Origin of the sequence: Sphingomonas naphthae (assembly GCF_028607085.1) — a bacterium.
GTDB classification, from domain to species: Bacteria; Pseudomonadota; Alphaproteobacteria; order Sphingomonadales; family Sphingomonadaceae; genus Sphingomonas_Q; species Sphingomonas_Q naphthae.
In genome coordinates, this window is sequence record NZ_CP117411.1 from 2,555,785 (window position 1) to 2,575,253 (window position 19,469).

A 19,469-nucleotide genomic window follows, 5' to 3' on the forward strand; every position below is an offset into this window, starting at 1 on the left:
ATGAAGAGCCCCGCTTTCGCTCCCCTGCTGCTGGCGGGGCTCTGCCTCGCCGCCACGCCCGCCTTCGCCGATGTCACCAAGGTCAGCGGGCCGGTGCCGGTGACGGCGACCAGCCAGATCTACAATTCGGCGGACGTGCCCGGCGCGCTGCCGGCCGTGAACCTCGCCGCCGCCGGCTATGTCGAGGAGGAATATTTGCTCCACGGCACCGCCGATGCGTTCCGCCGCGATCCGTCGGGCGCGCTCGCCGTGCTGGCGAAGGACATCCCCTACGGCACGCGCATCATCGTGCGCCGCCCGAAATCGGCCGCGAAGTTCAGCGGGGTCGTCCATTTCGAGCCGATCCACCCGTCGCAGGGCGGCACCAGCCATTGGCTGGCGACCTACAAATATATTCTCGCGCGCGGCGACATCTATGTCGCGGCGGGCCTGGGCGACGACGCGCCGACCCGCGCGACATCGGCCAAGGGGCCGGTGCCCAACGCCCAGAGCCAGATCCTCCACTGGTACGAGCCCGATCGCTACAAGCCGATCGTCTGGCCGGAGGAGGATGGCATCCGCTATCAGGTGATGGCGGACATCGGCGCGCTTCTCCGCAGCGACCGGGTCGACAATCCGCTGAAGGGCCTGAAGGTCCGCCGGCTGCTCGTCGGCGGCTGGTCGTTCACGGGCAGCGTCCAGCGCACCTTCATCAACGAAGGCTTCCACGATCGCGCGCGCCTGCCGGGCGGCAAGCCGGTGTTCGACGGCTATCTGCTGGGCATCTCCTCGCGCTGGAACGGCGGCGGCTACGTCCCCCTCAACAATGCCGAAAAGTCCATCGCCAACGATGATCCGCGCCGCCAACTGAAGCCGATCGACGTGCCCGTGATCGAGTTCATGACCGAGTTCGAGGTCGCATCCGGCAAAGGCGCGCAGATGCCCGACAGCGATGCGAAGGTCGGCGCCCACCGCCTCTATCAGCTCGGCGGGGTGATCCACGGATCGAGCCAGGTCGACGGCAATCCGCCCCGCGACAAGCGCGCCAACATGCTCCAGCTGGCCGCGAAGGGCTATCCGATCGCCGAGGTGCGTGGCGAGGAGCCGGGCAGCGCCTGCCCGCTTCCCATCAGCGACCTGCCGCATGGCCCCCTCGCCCGCGCGGCGCTGGATAATCTGCTGCGCTGGACCGACAAGGGCACGCCCGCCCCGCACGCGACCCCGCTGGAATGGACCGCCGACGGCAAGATCGCCCGAGATCCCGTCGGCAATGCGCTCGGCGGCCTGCGCCCCGCCGAACTGACCGTGCCGCTGGCCCGCTATGGCGCCTATCAGGGCACCGATCTGCCGCAATGCGTGCCGCCCAAGGGCCGGCCGCTGTTCCTGCATAACGACCTGCCCGCCGCCGAGATGAAGGCACGCTACGGATCGGCCGCCGCCTACACCGCCGCCTACGCCAAGGCGCTCGACAGACTGGTGGCGGACCGCTTCCTGCTCGCCGAGGACGCCCCCGCGCTCAAGGCGCACGCCGCCGCGCAGGCCAAAGCCGCTTTCGCCCGCTGACCCTCGCCCCAAGGGAGTATCTTTTGGCCTATCGCCCCTTCCTCGCGCTGACGCTCGCGGCCGCCGGCCTATCGACCGCGCTGGCGCTGATCCCCCCGGCGGTGGCCGCCGATGCCGCCCCGGCGCCCCTGCCGGCGAGCTTCGGCCATTATCAGCCGGCCGAGCCCTATGACGGCATCTCGACCCACACTTTCTACCTGCCGATGCGCGACGGGGTGAAGCTGGCGGTGCGGGTCGAGCGGCCGATGAAGGCGGGCAAGGTCGTCGAGGAGAAGCTCCCCGTCGTGTGGCACCACACGCTGTCGGTCAGCCAGGAGGATCGCGACGGCACCGGCGAGCGGGTCAGCACCTTCCGCCAGGTCTCGAAACTGGTGCCCTATGGCTATGTCGTGGTGCAGGTGGCGCGGCGCGGCAACGGCCAGTCGCTCGGCGAGCGGCGCGGCTATCACGATCGCAACGAGGCGCAGGACGCCTATGACATCACCCAATGGCTCGCCGCCCAGCCCTGGTCGGACGGGAAGGTCGGCATCTACGGCTGCTCCAACACCGGCGACGCGGCGATGCACGCGCTCACCATGCGGCCGCCCGCGCTCAAGGCGGCGTTCGCGGGCTGCTTCTCGTGGCAGAAATATGATGCCTTCCGACGCGGCGGCATCTTCGCCCAATGGGGCACCGGCCCGACCCGCACCATCGCCGACGATCTCGCCATCCCCCCGGTCGAGACCGATCCCGACAAGGTGCTGCTGAAACAGGCCGCCGAGGAGCATCAGCGCTCCACGCCTTTGTTCGAGCTGTGGAAGAGCCTGCCCTTCCGCGACAGTTTCGCCCCGCTCGTCGCCAGCCGTTTCTGGGCCGAGGGCAGCGCGGGCAATTACGCCGACCAGATCCGCCGATCGGGCGTTGCGCTCTACATCATGGGCGGCTGGTTCGATGAACTGCGCGATCAGGGCCTCATCACCCATCTCAACGTGCCGGGCTCGCGGGTCATCATCGGCCCGTGGAAGCATTGCAACAATGACGGGTTCGCCTTGCTGGAGGAGATGCACCGCTTCTTCGACCAGCACCTGAAGGGTATCGACACCGGCATCGTCCGCGAACCGGCGATCCATTATTACACCGTCAACGCCGACCCAAAGACGGCATGGCGCGCCACCGACACATGGCCGCTCGCCGCGACCAGGCCGCAGACGCTCGCCCTCTCCGGCACGATGCTCGGCGGCAAATCCACCGCCAAGCCGCGCAGTTTCCCAGCGCGCTACGACGCCAAATGCCCCGAGGCGGGCAGCGGATCGACCGTCCAGCCCTGTCACTTCGCCGGATCGGGCGCGAGCTTCACCGGCGCGGCGCTCAAGGCCGATACCGAGGTGACCGGCAACGCCATCGCCAACCTCTGGGTCGCCTCGTCGGGCAAGGACGCCAACGTCTTCGCCTATCTCGAGGATGTCGCGCCCGACGGCACGGTGACGGTCGTGACCGAAGGCCGCCTGCGCGCCTCGCTCCGCAAGACCGCGACCGCGCCGTGGAAGATGCCCGCCGGCGTGCCGTGGCATCCGTCGAACGGCGAGGATGCGATGCCGCTCACCCCCGGCGAGCCGGTCGCGCTCAGCTTCGACATGCTGCCCACGTCCTGGCTGTTCAAAGCCGGCCACCGCATCCAGATCACCGTGACGGGTTCCGACCATCGCGAGCGGGCGCGCGACATCGATCCGGCGCCGGCCATCACCCTCTATGGCGACGAGGCGCACCCCTCGGCGGTGACCCTGCCGGTCATCCCGGCCGGGGCATGAGCCTGCTGCTCGCCACCGCCGCGCTGGCCGCCCTCGACGATCCCTGCGCGGCGATGGGCCGGGCGAAGGTCGCCGACGTGCGGATCGTCTCTGCGACGGCGGTGGGCGGCGACGCGGGCTTCACCCCGCCCGACAAGCGCGCCTTGCCCGTCACGGTCGATTTCTGCCGGATCGAGGGCGTGATCGAAAAGGAGATCGGCTTCGAACTGTGGCTGCCGATCGCGAAGGACTGGAACGGCCATTTCCTCGCCGGCGGGGTCGGCGGGCAGGCCGGCCAGTATAATTACCGCGAACTCTCACGCGGGGTGCGGCGGGGCTATGCCAGCGCCAGCACCGATACGGGGCACAAGGCCAGCGACCGCCACTGGCTGCTCGGCGATCCGATGCGCGCCGCCAATTATGCCGGCCGGTCGAACCATCTGCTCGCGGTGAAGGCCAAGGCGCTGGTCCGCCACTTCTACGGAACGCCCGCCAGGCGCGCGCTGTTCGTCGGCTGCTCGGGCGGCGGGCGGCAGGCGCTGACCGAGGCGCAGCGGTATCCGACCGATTATGACGGCATCATCGCCGGCGCGCCCGGCGCCAGGACGCCCGAGATGAGCGCGCGGCGGATGTGGGAAATGGTCCAGCACAGCGCCTCGCGCCCATGGATGACGGCCGCGCAATGGGCGCTGATCGCCAAGGCCGGCGTGGAGGCCTGTGACGGCGCCGACGGCGTGAAAGACGGCGTGGTCGAAAACCCCGCCACCTGTCGCTTCCGGCCCGCCGACCTGCTCTGCCGCGCGGGGCAGGCGGAGGCTTGCCTCACCCCGCAACAGGCGGCGCTGGCGACCCGTATCTATGGCCCGCTGATCGACGAGACCGGCCGCCGCGTCGACGATGGCCTGCTCCCCGGCGTGCCGGTCAGCCCGACGCCGCTGCCCGAACCCTTCACCCCCGGCCCGCCCTATCTGGCGGTCGCCCTGTTCGGCGACGGCGTGCATCGCGACCCGAACTGGAACCCCGCCACCTTCCGGGTCGGCCGCGATCTCGCCGCGATCGACAAGGTGATGGACCTCCACGCTGATAATCCCGATCTCACCCGCTTCCGAGACCATGGCGGCAAGCTGCTGATGTATCAGGGCTGGATCGACCCGCTGGTCGAGGCGCGCACCACGATCGACTATCTCCGCGCGGTCGAGGCCAAAATGGGCGGCCCCGAGCGCACCGCGCAATTCGTCCGCCTCTACATGGCCCCCGGCGTCGACCATTGCGTCGGCGGCCCCGGCGCGGACCAGTTAGGCGGCGCGGGCGGCGACGGCATCGCGCTCGATCCGGAGCACGACATGCTCTCCGCGCTGGAGGCGTGGCTCGACAGCGGCGAGGGCCCCGGCACGCTCATCGCGGCGAAACGGGACGGTACGGCGATCACCCGCACCCGGCCGCTCTGTCCTTACCCGCTGGAAGCCCGCTACGACGGCACCGGAGACGCCGATGTCGCCCGCAGCTACCGCTGCGCCAAGCCGGCAGGCTGAGGCGCCAACCCCAGCCAGCGGCGGCCGGCGGGCATGTGGCGGAGCGCCAGCCGTTCGACGAGCAGCACCGCCAGCATCGATGCGCCGAGCAACGGCAGGAACAGCCCGAACGCCACCAGCAGCGCCACGAACCCGATTGCGACCGGCGGGCGGATGCGGCGGGGCGGGGCGCCGAGCGTGTCGGCCTGGCGGCGCCGCCACCATAGGACCACGCTGCTGACCGACAGGAGGATCAGGCCGAGCGCCGTCAGGAGACCGAGCAGCTGGTTGGTCCAGCCGAACAACTGCCCCTCGTGCGCGGCGACACCATAGCCGACGATCCGGTCGATCAGGCGGCGTTGGGCGAAATCCTTGCGGGTCAGCACGACGCCGGTCGTGCCATCGAGGGTGAGGTCTGTGCGCCGGGGGCGGTTGGCGGTGTCGGATTTCGCCGTCCACGGCTGGCCGTGGCCGGCGGGCGGCGCGATCAGGACGGGGGCGGGCAGGTCGAGCGGGCGCAGCGTCGGCGCGATCCGGTCGAGCGGCACCAGCGATGTGGCGGGGTGAGCCATCGCCATGCCATTATGTTCCATATGCTCGCCCGCCATCGCCCGCGTGCCGGCATCGAGCGCGGCGCGCGCCTTCAGTTCGGCCGCGTGGCCGGTGGACCAATCCTGCTTCACCGCCTGCCCCTCGGCGACGCTGCGGATCGCCTTGAGGTAGCTGCCCCAGCTCTTCGCCCAAGGGAGACCCGACAGCAGCAGGAATAAGGCGAAGAAGGACACCCAGAAACCGGTGACGCCGTGCAGGTCGCGCCAGAAGCGCCGCCCGCCCGATCGCAGGCGCGGATAGACCACCCCGCCCAGCCCGGTGCCGCGCGGCCACCAGAGGAAGAGGCCGCTCAGGATCATCACGATCGCCCAGCTTGCCGCCAGCTCGACCGCGTAGGAGCCGATCGCGCCGATCAGCAATTCGCCGTGGAGGCGGAAGATCACGCGCATCAGGCGGCTGTCCTCGTCCACTGCCTTGAGAATGGCGAGGCTGTGGGGATGGACGTAGACGCGGGTTTCGCGGGTGCCGGCGCCGACGATCACCTGCACCGCCTCGTCGGGCGCCTCGGGCAACTGGAAGCGGTGGAGGACCGATCCCGGCACCGCGCGCACCGCCGCGCCCGCCTGCGCCGCCGCCGAGGCGCGCGGGCCGGCGAGCGCGAGGTGGGTCATCGACCGATCGATCCACGCCTCCACCTGCGGGCGGAACAGGTAGATCGATCCCGTCACCGCCAGCCACAGGACGAAGGGGATGCAGAACAGGCCGGCATAGAAATGCCAGCGCCAGATCGCATTATAGCCCGGCCAGCGCCGCGCATTGGTCGCCTCGCCCGCCATCAGAAACGCGCCTTCACGCCGGCATAGAGCGTGCGCGGCTGACCGGCGTAGATCGATCCGGTCGTGTTCATCAGGATCGCTTCCCCATATTGCTGGCCGGTGGCGGCATTGAGGCTGTCGGCAAGGACCGAGGCCGAGCCGACATAGGTTTTGTCGAAGAGGTTCTGCACCGAGACGAACAGGCTGAGCCAGCCCGGCGGATCATAATGCAGGTTGAGATTGGCCAGCGTATAGCCCGGCGCCTTCAGCAGATTGCCGTTATCGAGCGCGTAGCGCGAGCGATAGGTGACCTCGACGAAACCGCCCAGCCCCTTGAGCGCGCCCTCCGGCCGATCGTAACCGACCCGCGCATTGGCGAAGGTGGGGATCACGCCGGGGATGCGATTGCCCGCGCGATCGAAGGTCGCCGAGACCGCGCCTGAGGTGAGCCGCTCGACAAAATCGGTATAATGATGGTCGTTGTAGCTGTAGCTCGCGCCCAGCTTCGTGCCGCGCCACGGCCGCCATTCGAGCCCCAGCTCCACCCCGCGATGCACCGATCGCGGCGCGTTGGCGGTATAGGCCAGCAGGTTGACGCCGGCCGACTGGCTGATCTGCTCGTTGCGGAACCATTCGTGATAGCCGGTCAGTTCGGCGGTCAGCGTGTCGCCCAGTGCCACCGTCGCGCCCACGTCGATGCCGACAGTCTTCTGCGCCTTCAGGTCGGCATTGTTGCCGGGAATGCCCGCCGCCGTGACGAACAGAGCGCCGGCCTGCGGGATGCCGTAACCCGTGCCGAGCCGGGCGTGGAGCTTCACCCCCTCGATCGCCCGCCACACCAGCGACGCCTCCGGCGCGACATTCCAGAAGCGGCGGAGCGCGGGCGCCGTCGCTATCGTCGCGCTGGCGGCGAGCGGATAGGCATAGGCCGTCTGGCGGACGTTGATGATCGAGCGTTCGGCGCCGATGCCGGCGATGACTTGCAGATCGGGCGTCAGGCCCAGCTCGATCCGGGCGCGGGCGCCCATGTTGCGGATGTCGCCCAGCACATTTTGGGTGGGCGCACCGATGCCGTTGCGGCCGGCGGGGGTCTTGTTGAAACTGAGGCTCTGGTTGTCGAGATAATTGTAGAAGACGCCGACAAAGCCGGTCGCGTCCATCCCCGCGATCCGCCCGCGATGGGTCAGGTCGCTCGTGACATTGTAGCTTTCGAGCGTGCCCCGGAACGGTGTGGGGCTGGTCGGCTGGTTGACGACCCGGCTGTCGAACACGCCCTGTGTCCGCCAGACGGTGTCGCCATCCAGATCATGTTCGTAGCGGAGCCCTGCGATGGTGCGGCGATCGTTGCGGGCGAGATCGCCCTCCGCCGCCGTCTGGGCGATGCGCGTGCCGTTGATGCCGTTGGCCAGCACCGAAATCGTGCCGCAGCCAGGCGCGGCGGCGGCCGCCGCTTCGCACCCCCGCTGATAGGGATTGGTGCGATATTGGTTCATCGACAGGCGGGTCGATAGCTCGAACTCGCCTTCATTGTAGATGAACTTCGCCGTCAGCCGGTCGCGATCGGAGAGCGCATAAGTGGCGAGCGCGTTGATCGTGCCCGTCTCGTATTGCGTATGGCCGGTCGCCCCATCGGCGCGGACGAAGCTGCCGAACAGGCTGTATTCGGCATCGGCGCCGGCATGGCCGATCGTGGCGAAGGCATTGGCATAGCCGTCCCCGCCCGCATCCAGCCCGGCCTCGACCCCGTCGATATCGCGGCCGCGCCGGGTGCGGAAATTGACCGCGCCGCCGATCGCATAATTGCCGTAGCGCGCCGAGGACGGCCCGCGCACCACATCCACCGCGCCATAAGCGTGCGGATCGGTCAGGTCGAAGCGGGCGAGGCCGTCGGGCTGGGTGACGGGGAAATCATCCTCATACACCTGGATGTTGCGCGCGCCGAAGCTGTTGCGCGCGTTCGACCCGCGCACCGACACGCCCACATCGCGCGGCCCGTTGCCCTGGATCACCGCGACGCCGGGGGAGAGGCGGACGATATCGGCGATAGTGGTGGCGGGCGTGTTGCGGAACGACTGGTCGGTGATGGTCGTGACCGTCTGGCCGGTGACGCGGGTGGTGAGGGGGAGCGCCTTGCCGGTGACGATGATGTCGGTGTCGGCCGTGTGGACGGGCGCGGGTGTTGGGGCGGGGGTGTCGAGCGCGGCGAGTTCGGCATCGATGCGGGCGCGTTCGCGGAGGAGTTCGGCGCGGCGTGTGTCGGTCGCGGTTTGAGCGAGCGCGGCGGCGGGCAGACAGGCCAGCGCGAGCGCGGCCGGGAGGCGGGAGCGGGACATTGGGGAATCCTGTGGGCAGACGGGAGATGCCCGGTCGAATTTCCTGCTACCCAGCCCGTTCGTCCCGAGCGTAGTCGAGGGACGTGAGGCCGGACGCGCCGCTTGGGGCACGCCCTTCGACTTCGCTCAGGGCGAACGGGTATTGCGGGGAAATGGATAGACCGGGAAGCGAGCGGCCGAAGCCGTCTCAACCGCGCGCCGGTGGCCCTCTCAGCGGCGGCCGCAGCCGCGCCGCCCCCCGCACCACGGGCGCCACAGGCACCCGGAACACCATCGCCATGACGAACAGGATCGCCACCGCCAGCAGCAGCGGATCGATCGCCGCCAGCGCAGGCGTCGCCAGCCCCGCGAAGGCGCAGGGCATGTCGGCTTTCTGATGATCCGCCTTGCCGCCGCGATGGGCGGTGCCGGGGATCGCCATGACCATCTTCTGCGCGCCGAAGCCGGTGCAGATCTCCACCGTGATGCCGCCGCCCGAGGCGACCGGCATGAAGCCGGTCGGCACCAGCAGCTTCATCAGCAGCGCCAGCGCGATCAGCGTGGCCGTCAGGGCGCGGTGAGTCAGGAGGAGGCGGCGCAGCGCGGTCACGCCCCGCCCTTATGGCGTGCGGCGGCGCTTGTCATCCCGCACCTTGGACGCCATTTCGCGGGGCAAGGATAAGAGGATCGACGACATGGCGCAGCCCGCCCCCTTCACCGATTTCGCGCCGGCGGTGCGGGTGCAAAGCGCCAGCCGGCAGGCGATCACCGCCGCCTATCGCCGCGACGAGGCCGAAAGCATGGCGCCCCTGCTCGATCAGGCCACCCTGCCCGATCCGCAGCGCACCGCGATCGCCGCCACCGCCCGCCGCCTGATCGAGGCGTTGCGCGCGAAGAAAAGCCGGGGCGGGGTCGAGGCGCTGGTGCAGGAATTCGCGCTGTCGAGCGAGGAGGGCGTGGCGCTGATGTGTCTGGCCGAGGCGCTGCTCCGCATCCCCGATCGCGCGACCCGCGACGCGCTGATCCGCGACAAGATCGGCGATGGCGACTGGCGCGCGCATGTCGGCAAGAGCCGATCGCTGTTCGTCAACGCCTCGACCTGGGGGCTGGTGGTGACGGGCAAGCTCGTCTCGTCGGTGGACGATACGGGCCTGGGCGCGGCGCTGACCCGCGTGATCGAGCGCGCCGGCCGCCCCGCGATCCGCGCCGGCGTCGATATCGCGATGCGGATGATGGGCGAACAGTTCGTCACTGGCGAGACGATCGGCGAGGCGCTGCGCCGCGCCAAGGCGATGGAGGCCAAGGGCTTCCAGTATAGCTACGACATGCTCGGCGAGGCGGCGATGACGGCGGCCGACGCCGATCGATACTATGCCGATTACGAGCAGGCGATCCATGCCATCGGCATCGCCTCTGCCGGGCGCGGCGTGGTGCTGGGGCCGGGCATCTCGATCAAGCTGTCGGCGCTCCACCCGCGCTATGTCCGCGCGCAATCGGCGCGGGTGATGGGCGAGCTGTTGCCGAAGGTGAAGGCGCTCGCCGCCATCGCCCGATCCTATCGCATCGGTTTCAATATCGACGCGGAGGAAGCCGACCGGCTGGAATTGTCGCTCGATCTGCTGGAGGAACTGGCGCTCGATCCCGAACTGGCCGGGTGGGACGGGCTCGGCTTCGTGGTGCAGGCCTATGGCAAGCGTTGCCCGTTCGTGCTGGATCAGATCATCGATCTGGCGGAGCGGGCCGACCGGCGGATCATGGTGCGGCTGGTCAAGGGCGCCTATTGGGACGCCGAGATCAAGCGGGCGCAGGTGGACGGGCTGGCGGATTTCCCGGTCTATACTCGCAAGGTCCATACCGACGTCGCCTACATCGCCTGCGCCCGGAAATTGCTGGCCGCCACCGACCGCATCTTCCCGCAATTCGCGACCCATAATGCCCAGACGGTCGCGACGATCTATCACCTCGCCGGGCCGGAGTTTCACGCCGGCAAATATGAGTTCCAGTGCCTGCATGGCATGGGCGAGCCGCTGTACGAGGAGGTCGTCTCCGCCAGCCGTCTCGCCCGGCCGTGCCGCATCTATGCGCCGGTCGGCACGCACGAGACGTTGCTGGCCTATCTCGTCCGCCGGCTGCTGGAAAATGGCGCCAATTCCTCCTTCGTGAACCGCATCGCCGATCCGGCGGTGTCGATCGACGAACTGATCGCCGATCCGGTGCAGGTGGTGCGGGCGATGCCGGCGCCGGGGGCGAAGCACGATCAGATCGCGCTGCCCGCCGACCTGTATGGCGCGCGGCGCAACTCGGCCGGGATCGACCTGAGCGACGAGACCGCGCTGGCGGCGCTGGACGCGGCGCTGGCCGAGAGCGCGGCGACCGCGTGGGCGGCCGGCGGTGAGGGCGTCGAGCGGCCGGTACTCAACCCGGCCGATCATCGCGATATCGTCGGCATGGTGCGCGAGATCGCCGCCGCCGACGTACCCGTAGCCGTGGCGAAGGCGGCGGCGTCAGGCTGGCCCGCCACGTCCGTCGCCGATCGCGCCGCCTGTCTGGAGCGGGCCGCCGATCTGTTGCAGGCGCGGATGCCGGTGCTGCTGGGGCTGGCGGTGCGCGAGGCAGGCAAGTCGCTGCCCAACGCCATCGCCGAAGTGCGCGAGGCGATCGATTTTCTTCGCTATTACGCCACCCGCGCCCGCGACAGCTTCGGGCCGGCGCAGGCGCCGATCGGGCCGGTCGCGTGCATTTCCCCGTGGAATTTCCCGCTGGCGATCTTCCTGGGGCAGGTCTCCGCCGCCTTGGTCGCAGGGAATCCGGTGCTGGCCAAGCCCGCCGAGGAAACGCCGCTGATCGCCGCCGAGGGCATCCGCATCCTCCACGAGGCCGGCGTGCCCGCCGATGCGGTGCAGTTGCTGTGCGGCGACGGCGCGGTGGGCGCCGCGATCGTCGGCGACGCGGCGGTAGCGGCGGTGATGTTCACCGGATCGACCGACGTGGCCCGCCTGATCCAGCGCCAGCTCGCCGAGCGGGTCTCGGCCGAGGGCAAGCCTTTGCCCTTCATCGCCGAGACGGGCGGGCAGAATGCGATGATCGTCGACAGCTCGGCCCATGCCGAACAGGTGGTGGGCGACGTGATCGCCTCGGCCTTCGACAGCGCGGGGCAGCGCTGCTCGGCGCTGCGCATCCTGTGCTTGCAGGAAGATGTGGCCGACCGGACCCTGGCGATGCTGAAGGGGGCGCTGGCCGAATTGCGCGTCGGCAATCCCGATCGGCTGCGGATTGATATCGGCCCGGTCATCACCGAAGAGGCGCGTGGCAACATCGCCGCCCATATCGAGGCGATGCGCGCCAAAGGCCACAAGGTGGAGCAGCTCGAGCTGCCCGCCGAGGCCACGCACGGCACCTTCGTGCCGCCGACGATCATCGAGATCGGCGCGATCGGTGATGTGGAGCGCGAGGTGTTCGGCCCGGTGCTGCATGTGCTGCGCTATCGCCGCGACCGGCTGGATGCGGTGATCGAGGCGATCAACGCCACCGGCTACGGCCTCACCTTCGGCCTGCATACGCGGCTCGACGATACGGTGGCGCACGTCACCGATCGGGTGAAGGCGGGCAATCTCTATGTGAACCGCAACGTGATCGGCGCGGTGGTGGGCGTGCAGCCGTTCGGCGGGCGCGGGCTTTCGGGCACCGGGCCGAAGGCGGGCGGGCCGCTCTATCTCGGCCGGCTGGTGGCGATCCCGCCCGAGGCGCCCGCCGGCCCCGCCGCCGATCCGGCGCTGCGCGATTTCGCGGGCTGGCTGGGCGCCGAGAAAGGCGCGGTGGCGCGGGCCTATGCCGCCGCCTCGCCGCTGGGTTATGCGACCGAACTGGCCGGGCCGGTGGGCGAGCGCAACCTCTACGCGCTCCACCCGCGCGGCCGCATCCTGCTGCGCGCGGCGACGGAAACCGGGCTGAACCACCAGATCGCCGCCGTGCTGGCGGCGGGCGGCACGCCGGTGATACCCCCGCACGACATCCCTGCCGGCCTGCCCTTGAGCGTGATCGCCCGCCTCTCGACCAACCTCGACACGCCGATCGCGGGCGCGCTGGTGGAGGGCGATTCGCAGGGGGTCCGCGCCTTCCAGCAGGAGATCGCCGCGCGGCCGGGCGGGGTCGTGCCGGTCCACGCTGCGACGACGGCGCGCTGTGCAGAGCCCGGCGCCTACAGCCTCGACTGGCTGGTGGAGGAGGTTTCGATGTCCGTGAATACGACGGCGGCGGGCGGCAATGCGAGCCTGATGACGCTGGCGTGAGATAGTTCCTCCCCGGCACGGGGAGGAACCTCACATTCATTCCACCGCCGCCACGATCGCGCTGGACATGCTCCGTCACGGACCCTTAGGGCTCGCGCGCCGTTAGGGGCCGTGGAGGGACCATGACCAACATCGATCGCCGCGCCTGACATGCTGCCGCCGTCAGCCTTGTCCGCCGCCCCCCGCGCCTATCAGACGTTGCTGCTGTTCGGCGCGACCGGCGATCTGGCGCAGCGCATGTTGCTGCCCTCGCTCTACGGGCTGGACGCCGAGGGGCAATTGTCCGACGCGACGCGCATCATCGGCACCGCGCGTTCCGAACATCCGATCGAGGAATATCGCGCCACCGCGCGCGCCGCGATCGAGAAAGCGGTGGAGCCCGAGCGCCTCAAGCCCGACGCGCTTGACCGTTTCCTCGCCCGTCTTAGCTATGTCTCGCTCGATGCGACCGATACCGGCGGCTATGCCCGGCTGGCCGAGGCGATCGGCGGGATCGAGGCGGGGCTCGCCATCTTCCTCTCCACCGCGCCCAGCCTGTTCGAAGCCACGATCGAAGGGCTCGACAAGGCCGGGCTGACCGGCCCCACGGTGCGCATGGCGCTGGAAAAGCCGCTCGGCTCGGATCTCGCCTCCTCGCGCGAGATCAACGACGCGGTGGCGCGGGTCTTTCCCGAGCCGCAGATCTTCCGGATCGACCATTATCTCGGCAAGGAGACGGTGCAGAACCTCCTCGCGCTGCGCTTCGGCAACCTCATGTTCGAGCCGCTGTGGAACGCGCAGGGCATCGAGCATGTCGAGATCAGCATCGGCGAGACCGTCGGGCTGGAGGGCCGGGTCGGTTTCTACGACGACACCGGCGCTCTGCGCGACATGGTGCAGAACCACATGCTCCAGTTGCTCGCGCTGGTGGCGATGGAGCCCCCCGCCCGCTTCGACGCCACCGAGGTGCGCGACGAGAAGGTGAAGGTGCTGCGCGCGCTCCGCCCGATGGACGTGGAGGAGGTGAAGAAGCACACCGTGATCGGCCAGTATGTCGCGGGCGCGATCGGGGCCAGGACGGTGCCGGCCTATGCCGAGGAACTGGGCAAGCCTTCCGATACCGAGACGTTCGTGGCGTTGAAGGCGCATGTCGATTGCTGGCGCTGGCATGGCGTGCCTTTCTACCTGCGCACCGGCAAGCGGCTGCCCTTCCGCCGCTCCGAAATCCTCATCCGCTTCCGTGCCGTGCCCCATTCGATCTTCGCCAATCGCGGCGCGGTGTTGCAACCCAATGCGCTGCTGATCTCGCTCCAGCCCGACGAGAATATCACGCTGACCCTGATGGCGAAGCGGCCGGGGCTCGACCGGGAGGGCATCCGCTTGCAGGAGGTGCCGCTCGACCTGAAGGGCGACGTCTTCGCCGACACGCGGCGCCGCATCGCCTATGAACGATTGCTGCTGGACTTGCTGGAGGGCGACCCCACCTTGTTCGTGCGCCGCGACGAGGTGGAGGCGCAATGGGAGTGGATCGACGCGATACGCGCCGGCTGGAAGGCGAACGGCATGAAGCCGAAGCCTTATCCGGCGGGCACCTGGGGACCATCCGCGGCGATCGCGCTGACGGAACGAGACGGAGTAAGCTGGCGTGAGTGAAGAGATCGAATGGTGGGAGTATGAAACCGCCGACGAACTGGCCGAGGCCATCGTCGGCGATATCGGCTTCGTGATCGAAAGCGCGCTGGACGCGCGCGGCCAGGCGCTCCTGGCGCTGCCCGGCGGCAAATCGCCGGTGAAGGCGCTCGAGCTGCTCGCCAAGCAGAAGTTCGACTGGAAGCGCATCACCATCATCCCGACCGACGACCGGCTGGTCGCGCTCGACGATCCGCTCTCCAACGTGGCGATGCTGGCGAAGATCTTCCTGCCCAAAGGCGCGCGGGTGATGCCGATCGCCAGCGGCGCGGCGGCCGATCATAAGGCGGCCGGCAAGGCGGCGGACGCGCGGCTGCAGGATCTCCACTGGCCGCCCGATCTGGTGTGGCTGGGCGTCGGCACCGATGGGCATACCGCCTCGATCCTGCCCGGCCCCGATCTGGCCGACGCGCTGGAAGCGCCCAAGGCGCGCCGCGCGGTGGGCGTGCTGCCCGATCCCATGCCTAAGGAAGCGCCTGCCGCGCGCGTCACGCTCACCAAGGCAGCGATCCTGTCTGCCCGCGTCATCACCCTCAGCCTCTCCGGCAAGGAGAAGCGCAAGGTGGTCGAACGCGCGATCAAGGATGGCGCGCTGTCGCAATATCCGATCGGCCGGGTGCTGGCCGACGCCGAACAGGCGATCGACATCCACTGGAGCGAGGAATGACCCTGCACCCCGCGATCGCCGCCGTCACGGCTCGCATCATCGAGCGGTCCCGGCCGACGCGGGAACGCTATCTGGCGCTGATCGATGCCGAGCGCACGCGCGGCGTCGATCGGCCGCGCCTGAACTGCGGCAACCTCGCCCACGGCTTCGCCGCCTCGGGCGAGGACAAGGCCGCGATCAAGGCCGGCGGCACGATGAACATCGGCATCGTCACCGCCTATAACGACATGCTCTCGGCCCATCAGCCCTATGGCCGCTACCCCGAGCAGATGAAGATCTTCGCCCGCGAAGTGGGAGCGACAGCCCAGGTCGCGGGCGGCACGCCGGCGATGTGCGACGGCGTGACGCAGGGGCAGCCCGGCATGGAGGAATCGCTGTTCAGCCGCGACGTGATCGCGCTCTCCACGGCGGTCGGGCTCAGCCACGGCATGTTCGAGGGCGCGGCGCTGCTGGGCATCTGCGACAAGATCGTGCCCGGCCTGCTGATGGGCGCGCTGCGCTTCGGCCATCTGCCGATGATCCTGATCCCCGCCGGGCCGATGCCGACCGGCATCTCCAACAAGGAAAAGGCCCGCGTCCGCGAGGAATTCGCCCAGGGCAAGGTCGGCAAGGCCGAGCTGCTCGAAAGCGAGAGCGCCAGCTATCACGCGCCCGGCACCTGCACCTTCTACGGCACCGCCAATTCCAACCAGATGATGATGGAGATGATGGGGCTGCACATGCCCGCCGCCTCCTTCATCCACCCCAATACCAAGCTGCGGCAGGCAGTGACCCGCGCCGCCGTCCACCAGCTGGCGACGATCGGCTGGGACGGGAATGACTATCGCCCGCTCGGCCGCTGCGTCGACGAGAAGGCGATCGTCAACGCGATCGTCGGGCTGCTCGCCACCGGCGGCTCGACCAACCACGCCATCCACCTGCCCGCCATCGCGCGCGCGGCGGGCATCCTGATCGACTGGGAGGATTTCGACCGGCTTTCGGCCGCCGTGCCGCTGATCGCGCGGGTCTATCCCAACGGATCGGGCGACGTGAACGGCTTCCACAATGCCGGCGGCATGAGCTTCGTGATCCGCACCCTGCTGCGCGAGGGGCTGGCGCATGAGGATATTCTGACGGTCCACGGCAAGGGCCTGTCCGATCAGGCGCGGGATCCGGTGCTGGAGGGCGATACGCTCACCTTCGCCCCCGCCCCCGAGGCGACCCGCGACGACACGATGCTGCGCGCCGCCAGCGAGCCCTTCCTGCCCGATGGCGGGATGCGGCTGCTCGCCGGCAATCTCGGCCGCTGCATCATCAAGACCAGCGCGGTCGATCCCGATCGCTGGACGATCGAGGCGCCGGTGCGCGTGTTCCACGATCAGGACGACGTGCTCCACGCCTTCGACGCGAAGGAGCTGGAGCGCGACGTGGTGGTGGTCGTCCGCTTCCAGGGGCCACGCGCCAACGGCATGCCCGAGTTGCACAAGCTGACGCCGGCGCTGTCGGTGTTGCAGAACCGGGGCTACCGGGTGGCCCTGCTGACCGACGGCCGCATGTCGGGCGCGAGCGGCAAGGTGCCCGCCGCCATCCACCTGATCCCCGAGGCGCTGGCCGGCGGCCCGATCGCCAAGCTGCGCGACGGCGATGTGGTGCGGATCAGCGCCGACGACGGCACGATCGCGGTGCGGGTGGACGAGGCCGAATGGGCCGCGCGCGCCAATGCCGATGCGCCGCCGCCGGCGCTCGGCACCGGACGCGAACTCTTCGCCTTCATGCGCCACGGCGCCTCCCCCGCCGAGGAAGGTGGATCGGCGATGATGGCGCAGATGGAGGCGATCACGTGAAGGTCGTCGCGGTCGATATCGGCGGCACCCACGCCCGCTTCGCGCTGGCCGAGGTCGAGGGCGGGCGCGTCGTCGATCTGGGCGAGGAGACCACGCTCAAGACCGGCGCCTACGCCAGCTTCCGCCTGGCGTGGGAGGCATTCGCCGAACAGGCCGGCCCCCTGCCCCGCGCCGCCGCCATCGCCATCGCCGCGCCGGTCCACAGCGACGTCATCAAGCTCACCAACAACAGCTGGCTGATCCGCCCGGCGCTGATCCCCGAGAAACTGGGGGTCGATCGTTTCACCCTGGTCAACGATTTCGGCGCGGTCGGCCATGCCGTCGCGCAGGTGGGGCCGGCCTATCTGCGCCACCTGACCGGCCCGGATATGGATTTGCCCGAAAGCGGCACGATCAGCGTCGTCGGCCCCGGCACCGGCCTCGGCGTCGCCCACGTCCTGCAGCGCGAGGGCCGCTATTTCGTGTCGGAGACGGAAGGCGGCCACATCGACTTCGCCCCGCTGGATCCGCTGGAGGACCAGATCCTCGCCCACCTGCGCCAGAGCCATCGCCGCGTGTCGATCGAACGGATCGTCTCCGGCCCCGGCCTCACCGCCATCGTCGAGGCGATCGCCAGCGCGGGCGGGCGGCCCGTTCTGGCGGGCGACAACAAGGCGCTGTGGACGTCCGCGCTGGAAGGCAGCGACAGTCTCGCCGCCGCCGCGCTCGACCGCTTCTGCCTGTCGCTCGGCTCGGTCGCGGGCGACATCGCGCTGGCACAGGGGGCGAGCGCGGTGGTGATCGCGGGCGGGCTGGGGCTGCGGCTGGCCGACCACCTCCCCAAATCCGGCTTCGCCCACCGCTTCGTCGCCAAGGGTCGGTTCGAGCGGATGATGGCGGGCCTGCCGGTGAAACTCATCACCCATCCGCAGCCCGGCCTCTATGGCGCGGCGGCGGCCTTCGCGCAGGAGCATGCGGGCTAAGTCGTCATTGCGAGCGTAGCGAAGCCATCCAGTGCGGCGCTGGATTGCTTCGCTACGCTCGCAATGACGGATCAGGCCTCAGCAGGCGGCGTTCAGCACCGCGCGGACGCCCATGTGGCCGGGATCATATTCCACCGTCGACTTGAGCGACGTCGCCATCGCCCCGATCAGCTTCGATCCGAGGCCGGTGCCCTTGGCCGCGCCTTCGGACATGCCGCAGCCGTCGTCCTCCACCCGCAGCTCGAAGCGGTCGTCGCCGTCGCGGCGCAGGTCGATCCGCACTTCGCCCGCCGTGCCGGGGCCATAGGCATATTTGCAGGCGTTGGTGACGAGTTCGGTGACGATGATGCCGATCGCCACCGCCTTGTCGGTCAACAGCCGCACCGGCTCGGCGGTGAGGCGGATGTGGCGCGGCGCGTCGGGGGTGGACCAGGTCTCGCCCAGTTCCTCGACCAGCGAACCGAGATAGCCCTCCAGCTCGACCGCCTCGACCGAATCCGAGGTGTACAGACGCTTGTGGACCTGCGCGATCGCGGCGATGCGCCGCTGGGTATCGTCGAGCGCCGCCTTGGCGACGCCATCGGCCAGCACGCGCGACTGCATGTGGACGAAGGCCGACACCAGTTGCAGGCTGTTGGCCACGCGGTGGTTCACCTCGTGCAGCAGCGCCTGCAAGCGGATGTTGCTGTCGCGCAGCTGTTCCTCGGCGGCGTCCTTTTCGGCCAGCAGGCGCCCGCCCGCCAGCGCCTGTTCGATCGCGCGGGCGAGCAGGTCGAAGAAGCCGTCGTCGACCGACTTCACCACATAATCGGCCGCCCCCGCCTTCAGCGCGGCGACCGCGATGGCGCTCTCCTCGGAGCCCGTGACGTAGATCACCGGAGGCGGATTGGGCCGCTCGCGCAATTCGGTGAGCGTGGTCAGCCCGTCCTTGCCGGGCATGTAATGGTCGATCGCGATCAGGTCGAACGCCTCGGCCGCCGCCATCGCCAAACCCTCGTCGCCGGTCGCCGCCAGCGCCACGCGATAGCCGCGCCGTTCCAGCGCGCGGCGCGAGAGGCGGCGAAGCCCCTCGTCATCGTCGATATAGAGGATCGAGGCGAGCGGTTCGGCCATCAATCCTCGACGACGTCCGGCACCTGGATCACCGACAGGAACAGGCCGAGCTGGCGGATCGCGTCCGCGAAGCTCTCATAATTCACCGGCTTGGTGATGTAGACGTTGCAGCCCAGATCATAGCAGCGCTGAATCTCCAGCTTGTCGTCGGTGGTGGTCAGCACGACGACGGGCGCGCGCTTGAGCGGGCTGCCCTCGGCCTTGATCTTGCCCAGGATATCGGTGCCGCTCATGTCGGGCAGGTTGAGATCGAGCAGAATCAGCGCCGGGCCATTGTGGGTCGGCCCGGTCGGATCCTCGTACAGATAATGCAGCGCCGACGTGCCATCCAGGAAGTGGTGGATGTCGTTGGAGATGCCCGCGCGGCGGATGTTCTTCTCGATCAGGCGGGCGTGGCCCTCGTCGTCCTCGATCATCACGATGTTGACGGGCTGCTGGTTGTTCATCGT

General features: G+C 69.3%; 13 protein-coding genes. 8 read left to right on the plus strand and 5 right to left on the minus strand.

Features of this window, described 5'->3' with window-relative positions; all coding sequences use genetic code 11:
• The 3 genes from PQ455_RS12320 to PQ455_RS12330 are packed head-to-tail and all read left to right on the plus strand — an operon-like array spanning window position 1 to window position 4,840.
• Window positions 1–1,542, plus strand: a complete 1,542-nt coding sequence (locus PQ455_RS12320) for an alpha/beta hydrolase domain-containing protein (protein ID WP_273686382.1) — start codon at window positions 1–3, stop codon at window positions 1,540–1,542.
• A gap of 23 nt (window positions 1,543–1,565) precedes the next feature.
• Window positions 1,566–3,329, plus strand: a complete 1,764-nt coding sequence (locus tag PQ455_RS12325) for a CocE/NonD family hydrolase (protein ID WP_273686383.1) — start codon at window positions 1,566–1,568, stop codon at window positions 3,327–3,329.
• A complete protein-coding gene (locus tag PQ455_RS12330) occupies window positions 3,326–4,840 on the plus strand; it encodes a tannase/feruloyl esterase family alpha/beta hydrolase (protein WP_273686384.1) in 1,515 nt (504 codons plus the stop codon). Before PQ455_RS12325 ends, PQ455_RS12330 begins: the two co-directional genes overlap by 4 nt.
• Here PQ455_RS12330 and PQ455_RS12335 read toward each other — a convergent pair.
• From PQ455_RS12335 to PQ455_RS12345, 3 genes are all read right to left on the minus strand, one after another.
• Entirely contained in the window at window positions 4,813–6,207 is a 1,395-nt protein-coding gene (locus PQ455_RS12335) for a PepSY-associated TM helix domain-containing protein (protein WP_273686385.1), read from the minus strand. The genes PQ455_RS12330 and PQ455_RS12335 overlap by 28 nt on opposite strands.
• Window positions 6,207–8,519, minus strand: coding sequence for a TonB-dependent receptor family protein (locus PQ455_RS12340; protein ID WP_273686386.1), 2,313 nt, complete (start codon window positions 8,517–8,519; stop codon window positions 6,207–6,209). Before PQ455_RS12340 ends, PQ455_RS12335 begins: the two co-directional genes overlap by 1 nt.
• A gap of 187 nt (window positions 8,520–8,706) precedes the next feature.
• Window positions 8,707–9,108 (minus strand): DUF2946 family protein, encoded by a 402-nt coding sequence (locus PQ455_RS12345; protein ID WP_273686387.1) that lies wholly within the window; start codon window positions 9,106–9,108, stop codon window positions 8,707–8,709.
• Window positions 9,109–9,193: 85 nt separating this feature from the next.
• Here PQ455_RS12345 and putA point away from each other — a divergent pair, with 85 nt between their 5' ends.
• The 5 genes from putA (at window position 9,194) to glk (ending at window position 17,907) form a co-directional block, all read left to right on the plus strand.
• Window positions 9,194–12,787 carry a trifunctional transcriptional regulator/proline dehydrogenase/L-glutamate gamma-semialdehyde dehydrogenase gene (gene putA, locus PQ455_RS12350; RefSeq protein WP_273686388.1) on the plus strand — a complete coding sequence of 1,198 codons (3,594 nt, stop codon included), beginning with the start codon at window positions 9,194–9,196 and terminating at the stop codon, window positions 12,785–12,787.
• A 150-nt stretch (window positions 12,788–12,937) separates the two neighbouring features.
• Window positions 12,938–14,419 (plus strand): glucose-6-phosphate dehydrogenase, encoded by a 1,482-nt coding sequence (zwf, locus tag PQ455_RS12355; protein ID WP_273686389.1) that lies wholly within the window; start codon window positions 12,938–12,940, stop codon window positions 14,417–14,419.
• On the plus strand, window positions 14,412–15,122 hold the full coding sequence (gene pgl / locus PQ455_RS12360; protein WP_273686390.1) for a 6-phosphogluconolactonase: 711 nt from the start codon (window positions 14,412–14,414) through the stop codon (window positions 15,120–15,122). Before zwf ends, pgl begins: the two co-directional genes overlap by 8 nt.
• Window positions 15,119–16,945 carry a phosphogluconate dehydratase gene (gene edd / locus PQ455_RS12365; protein ID WP_273686391.1) on the plus strand — a complete coding sequence of 609 codons (1,827 nt, stop codon included), beginning with the start codon at window positions 15,119–15,121 and terminating at the stop codon, window positions 16,943–16,945. Before pgl ends, edd begins: the two co-directional genes overlap by 4 nt.
• Window positions 16,942–17,907: a glucokinase gene (glk, locus tag PQ455_RS12370; RefSeq protein WP_273686392.1), complete on the plus strand. Its 966-nt coding sequence runs from the start codon at window positions 16,942–16,944 to the stop codon at window positions 17,905–17,907. The genes edd and glk overlap by 4 nt, the downstream gene beginning before the upstream one ends.
• Window positions 17,908–17,985: 78 nt before the next feature.
• Here the strand turns inward: glk and PQ455_RS12375 are convergent, their stop codons facing one another.
• Both PQ455_RS12375 and PQ455_RS12380 read right to left on the minus strand, forming a co-directional pair.
• Complete coding sequence (locus PQ455_RS12375; RefSeq protein ID WP_273686393.1) at window positions 17,986–19,020, minus strand: sensor histidine kinase; 1,035 nt, start codon at window positions 19,018–19,020, stop codon at window positions 17,986–17,988.
• Entirely contained in the window at window positions 19,020–19,466 is a 447-nt protein-coding gene (locus PQ455_RS12380; RefSeq protein WP_273686394.1) for a response regulator, read from the minus strand. The genes PQ455_RS12375 and PQ455_RS12380 overlap by 1 nt, the downstream gene beginning before the upstream one ends.
• Between the last annotated feature and the right edge of the window lie 3 nt (window positions 19,467–19,469).

What these genes read in the sequence shown, in the direction of transcription:
- PQ455_RS12375 (WP_273686393.1), bottom strand. Translation starts at nt 19,020, where the DNA reads ATGGCCGAACCGCTCGCCTCGATCCTCTATATCGACGATGACGAGGGG.
- edd (WP_273686391.1), top strand. Translation starts at nt 15,119, where the DNA reads ATGACCCTGCACCCCGCGATCGCCGCCGTCACGGCTCGCATCATCGAG.
- PQ455_RS12330 (WP_273686384.1), top strand. Translation starts at nt 3,326, where the DNA reads ATGAGCCTGCTGCTCGCCACCGCCGCGCTGGCCGCCCTCGACGATCCC.
- PQ455_RS12335 (WP_273686385.1), bottom strand. Translation starts at nt 6,207, where the DNA reads ATGGCGGGCGAGGCGACCAATGCGCGGCGCTGGCCGGGCTATAATGCG.
- PQ455_RS12340 (WP_273686386.1), bottom strand. Translation starts at nt 8,519, where the DNA reads ATGTCCCGCTCCCGCCTCCCGGCCGCGCTCGCGCTGGCCTGTCTGCCC.
- zwf (WP_273686389.1), top strand. Translation starts at nt 12,938, where the DNA reads ATGCTGCCGCCGTCAGCCTTGTCCGCCGCCCCCCGCGCCTATCAGACG.
- putA (WP_273686388.1), top strand. Translation starts at nt 9,194, where the DNA reads ATGGCGCAGCCCGCCCCCTTCACCGATTTCGCGCCGGCGGTGCGGGTG.
- PQ455_RS12320 (WP_273686382.1), top strand. Translation starts at nt 1, where the DNA reads ATGAAGAGCCCCGCTTTCGCTCCCCTGCTGCTGGCGGGGCTCTGCCTC.
- PQ455_RS12380 (WP_273686394.1), bottom strand. Translation starts at nt 19,466, where the DNA reads ATGAACAACCAGCAGCCCGTCAACATCGTGATGATCGAGGACGACGAG.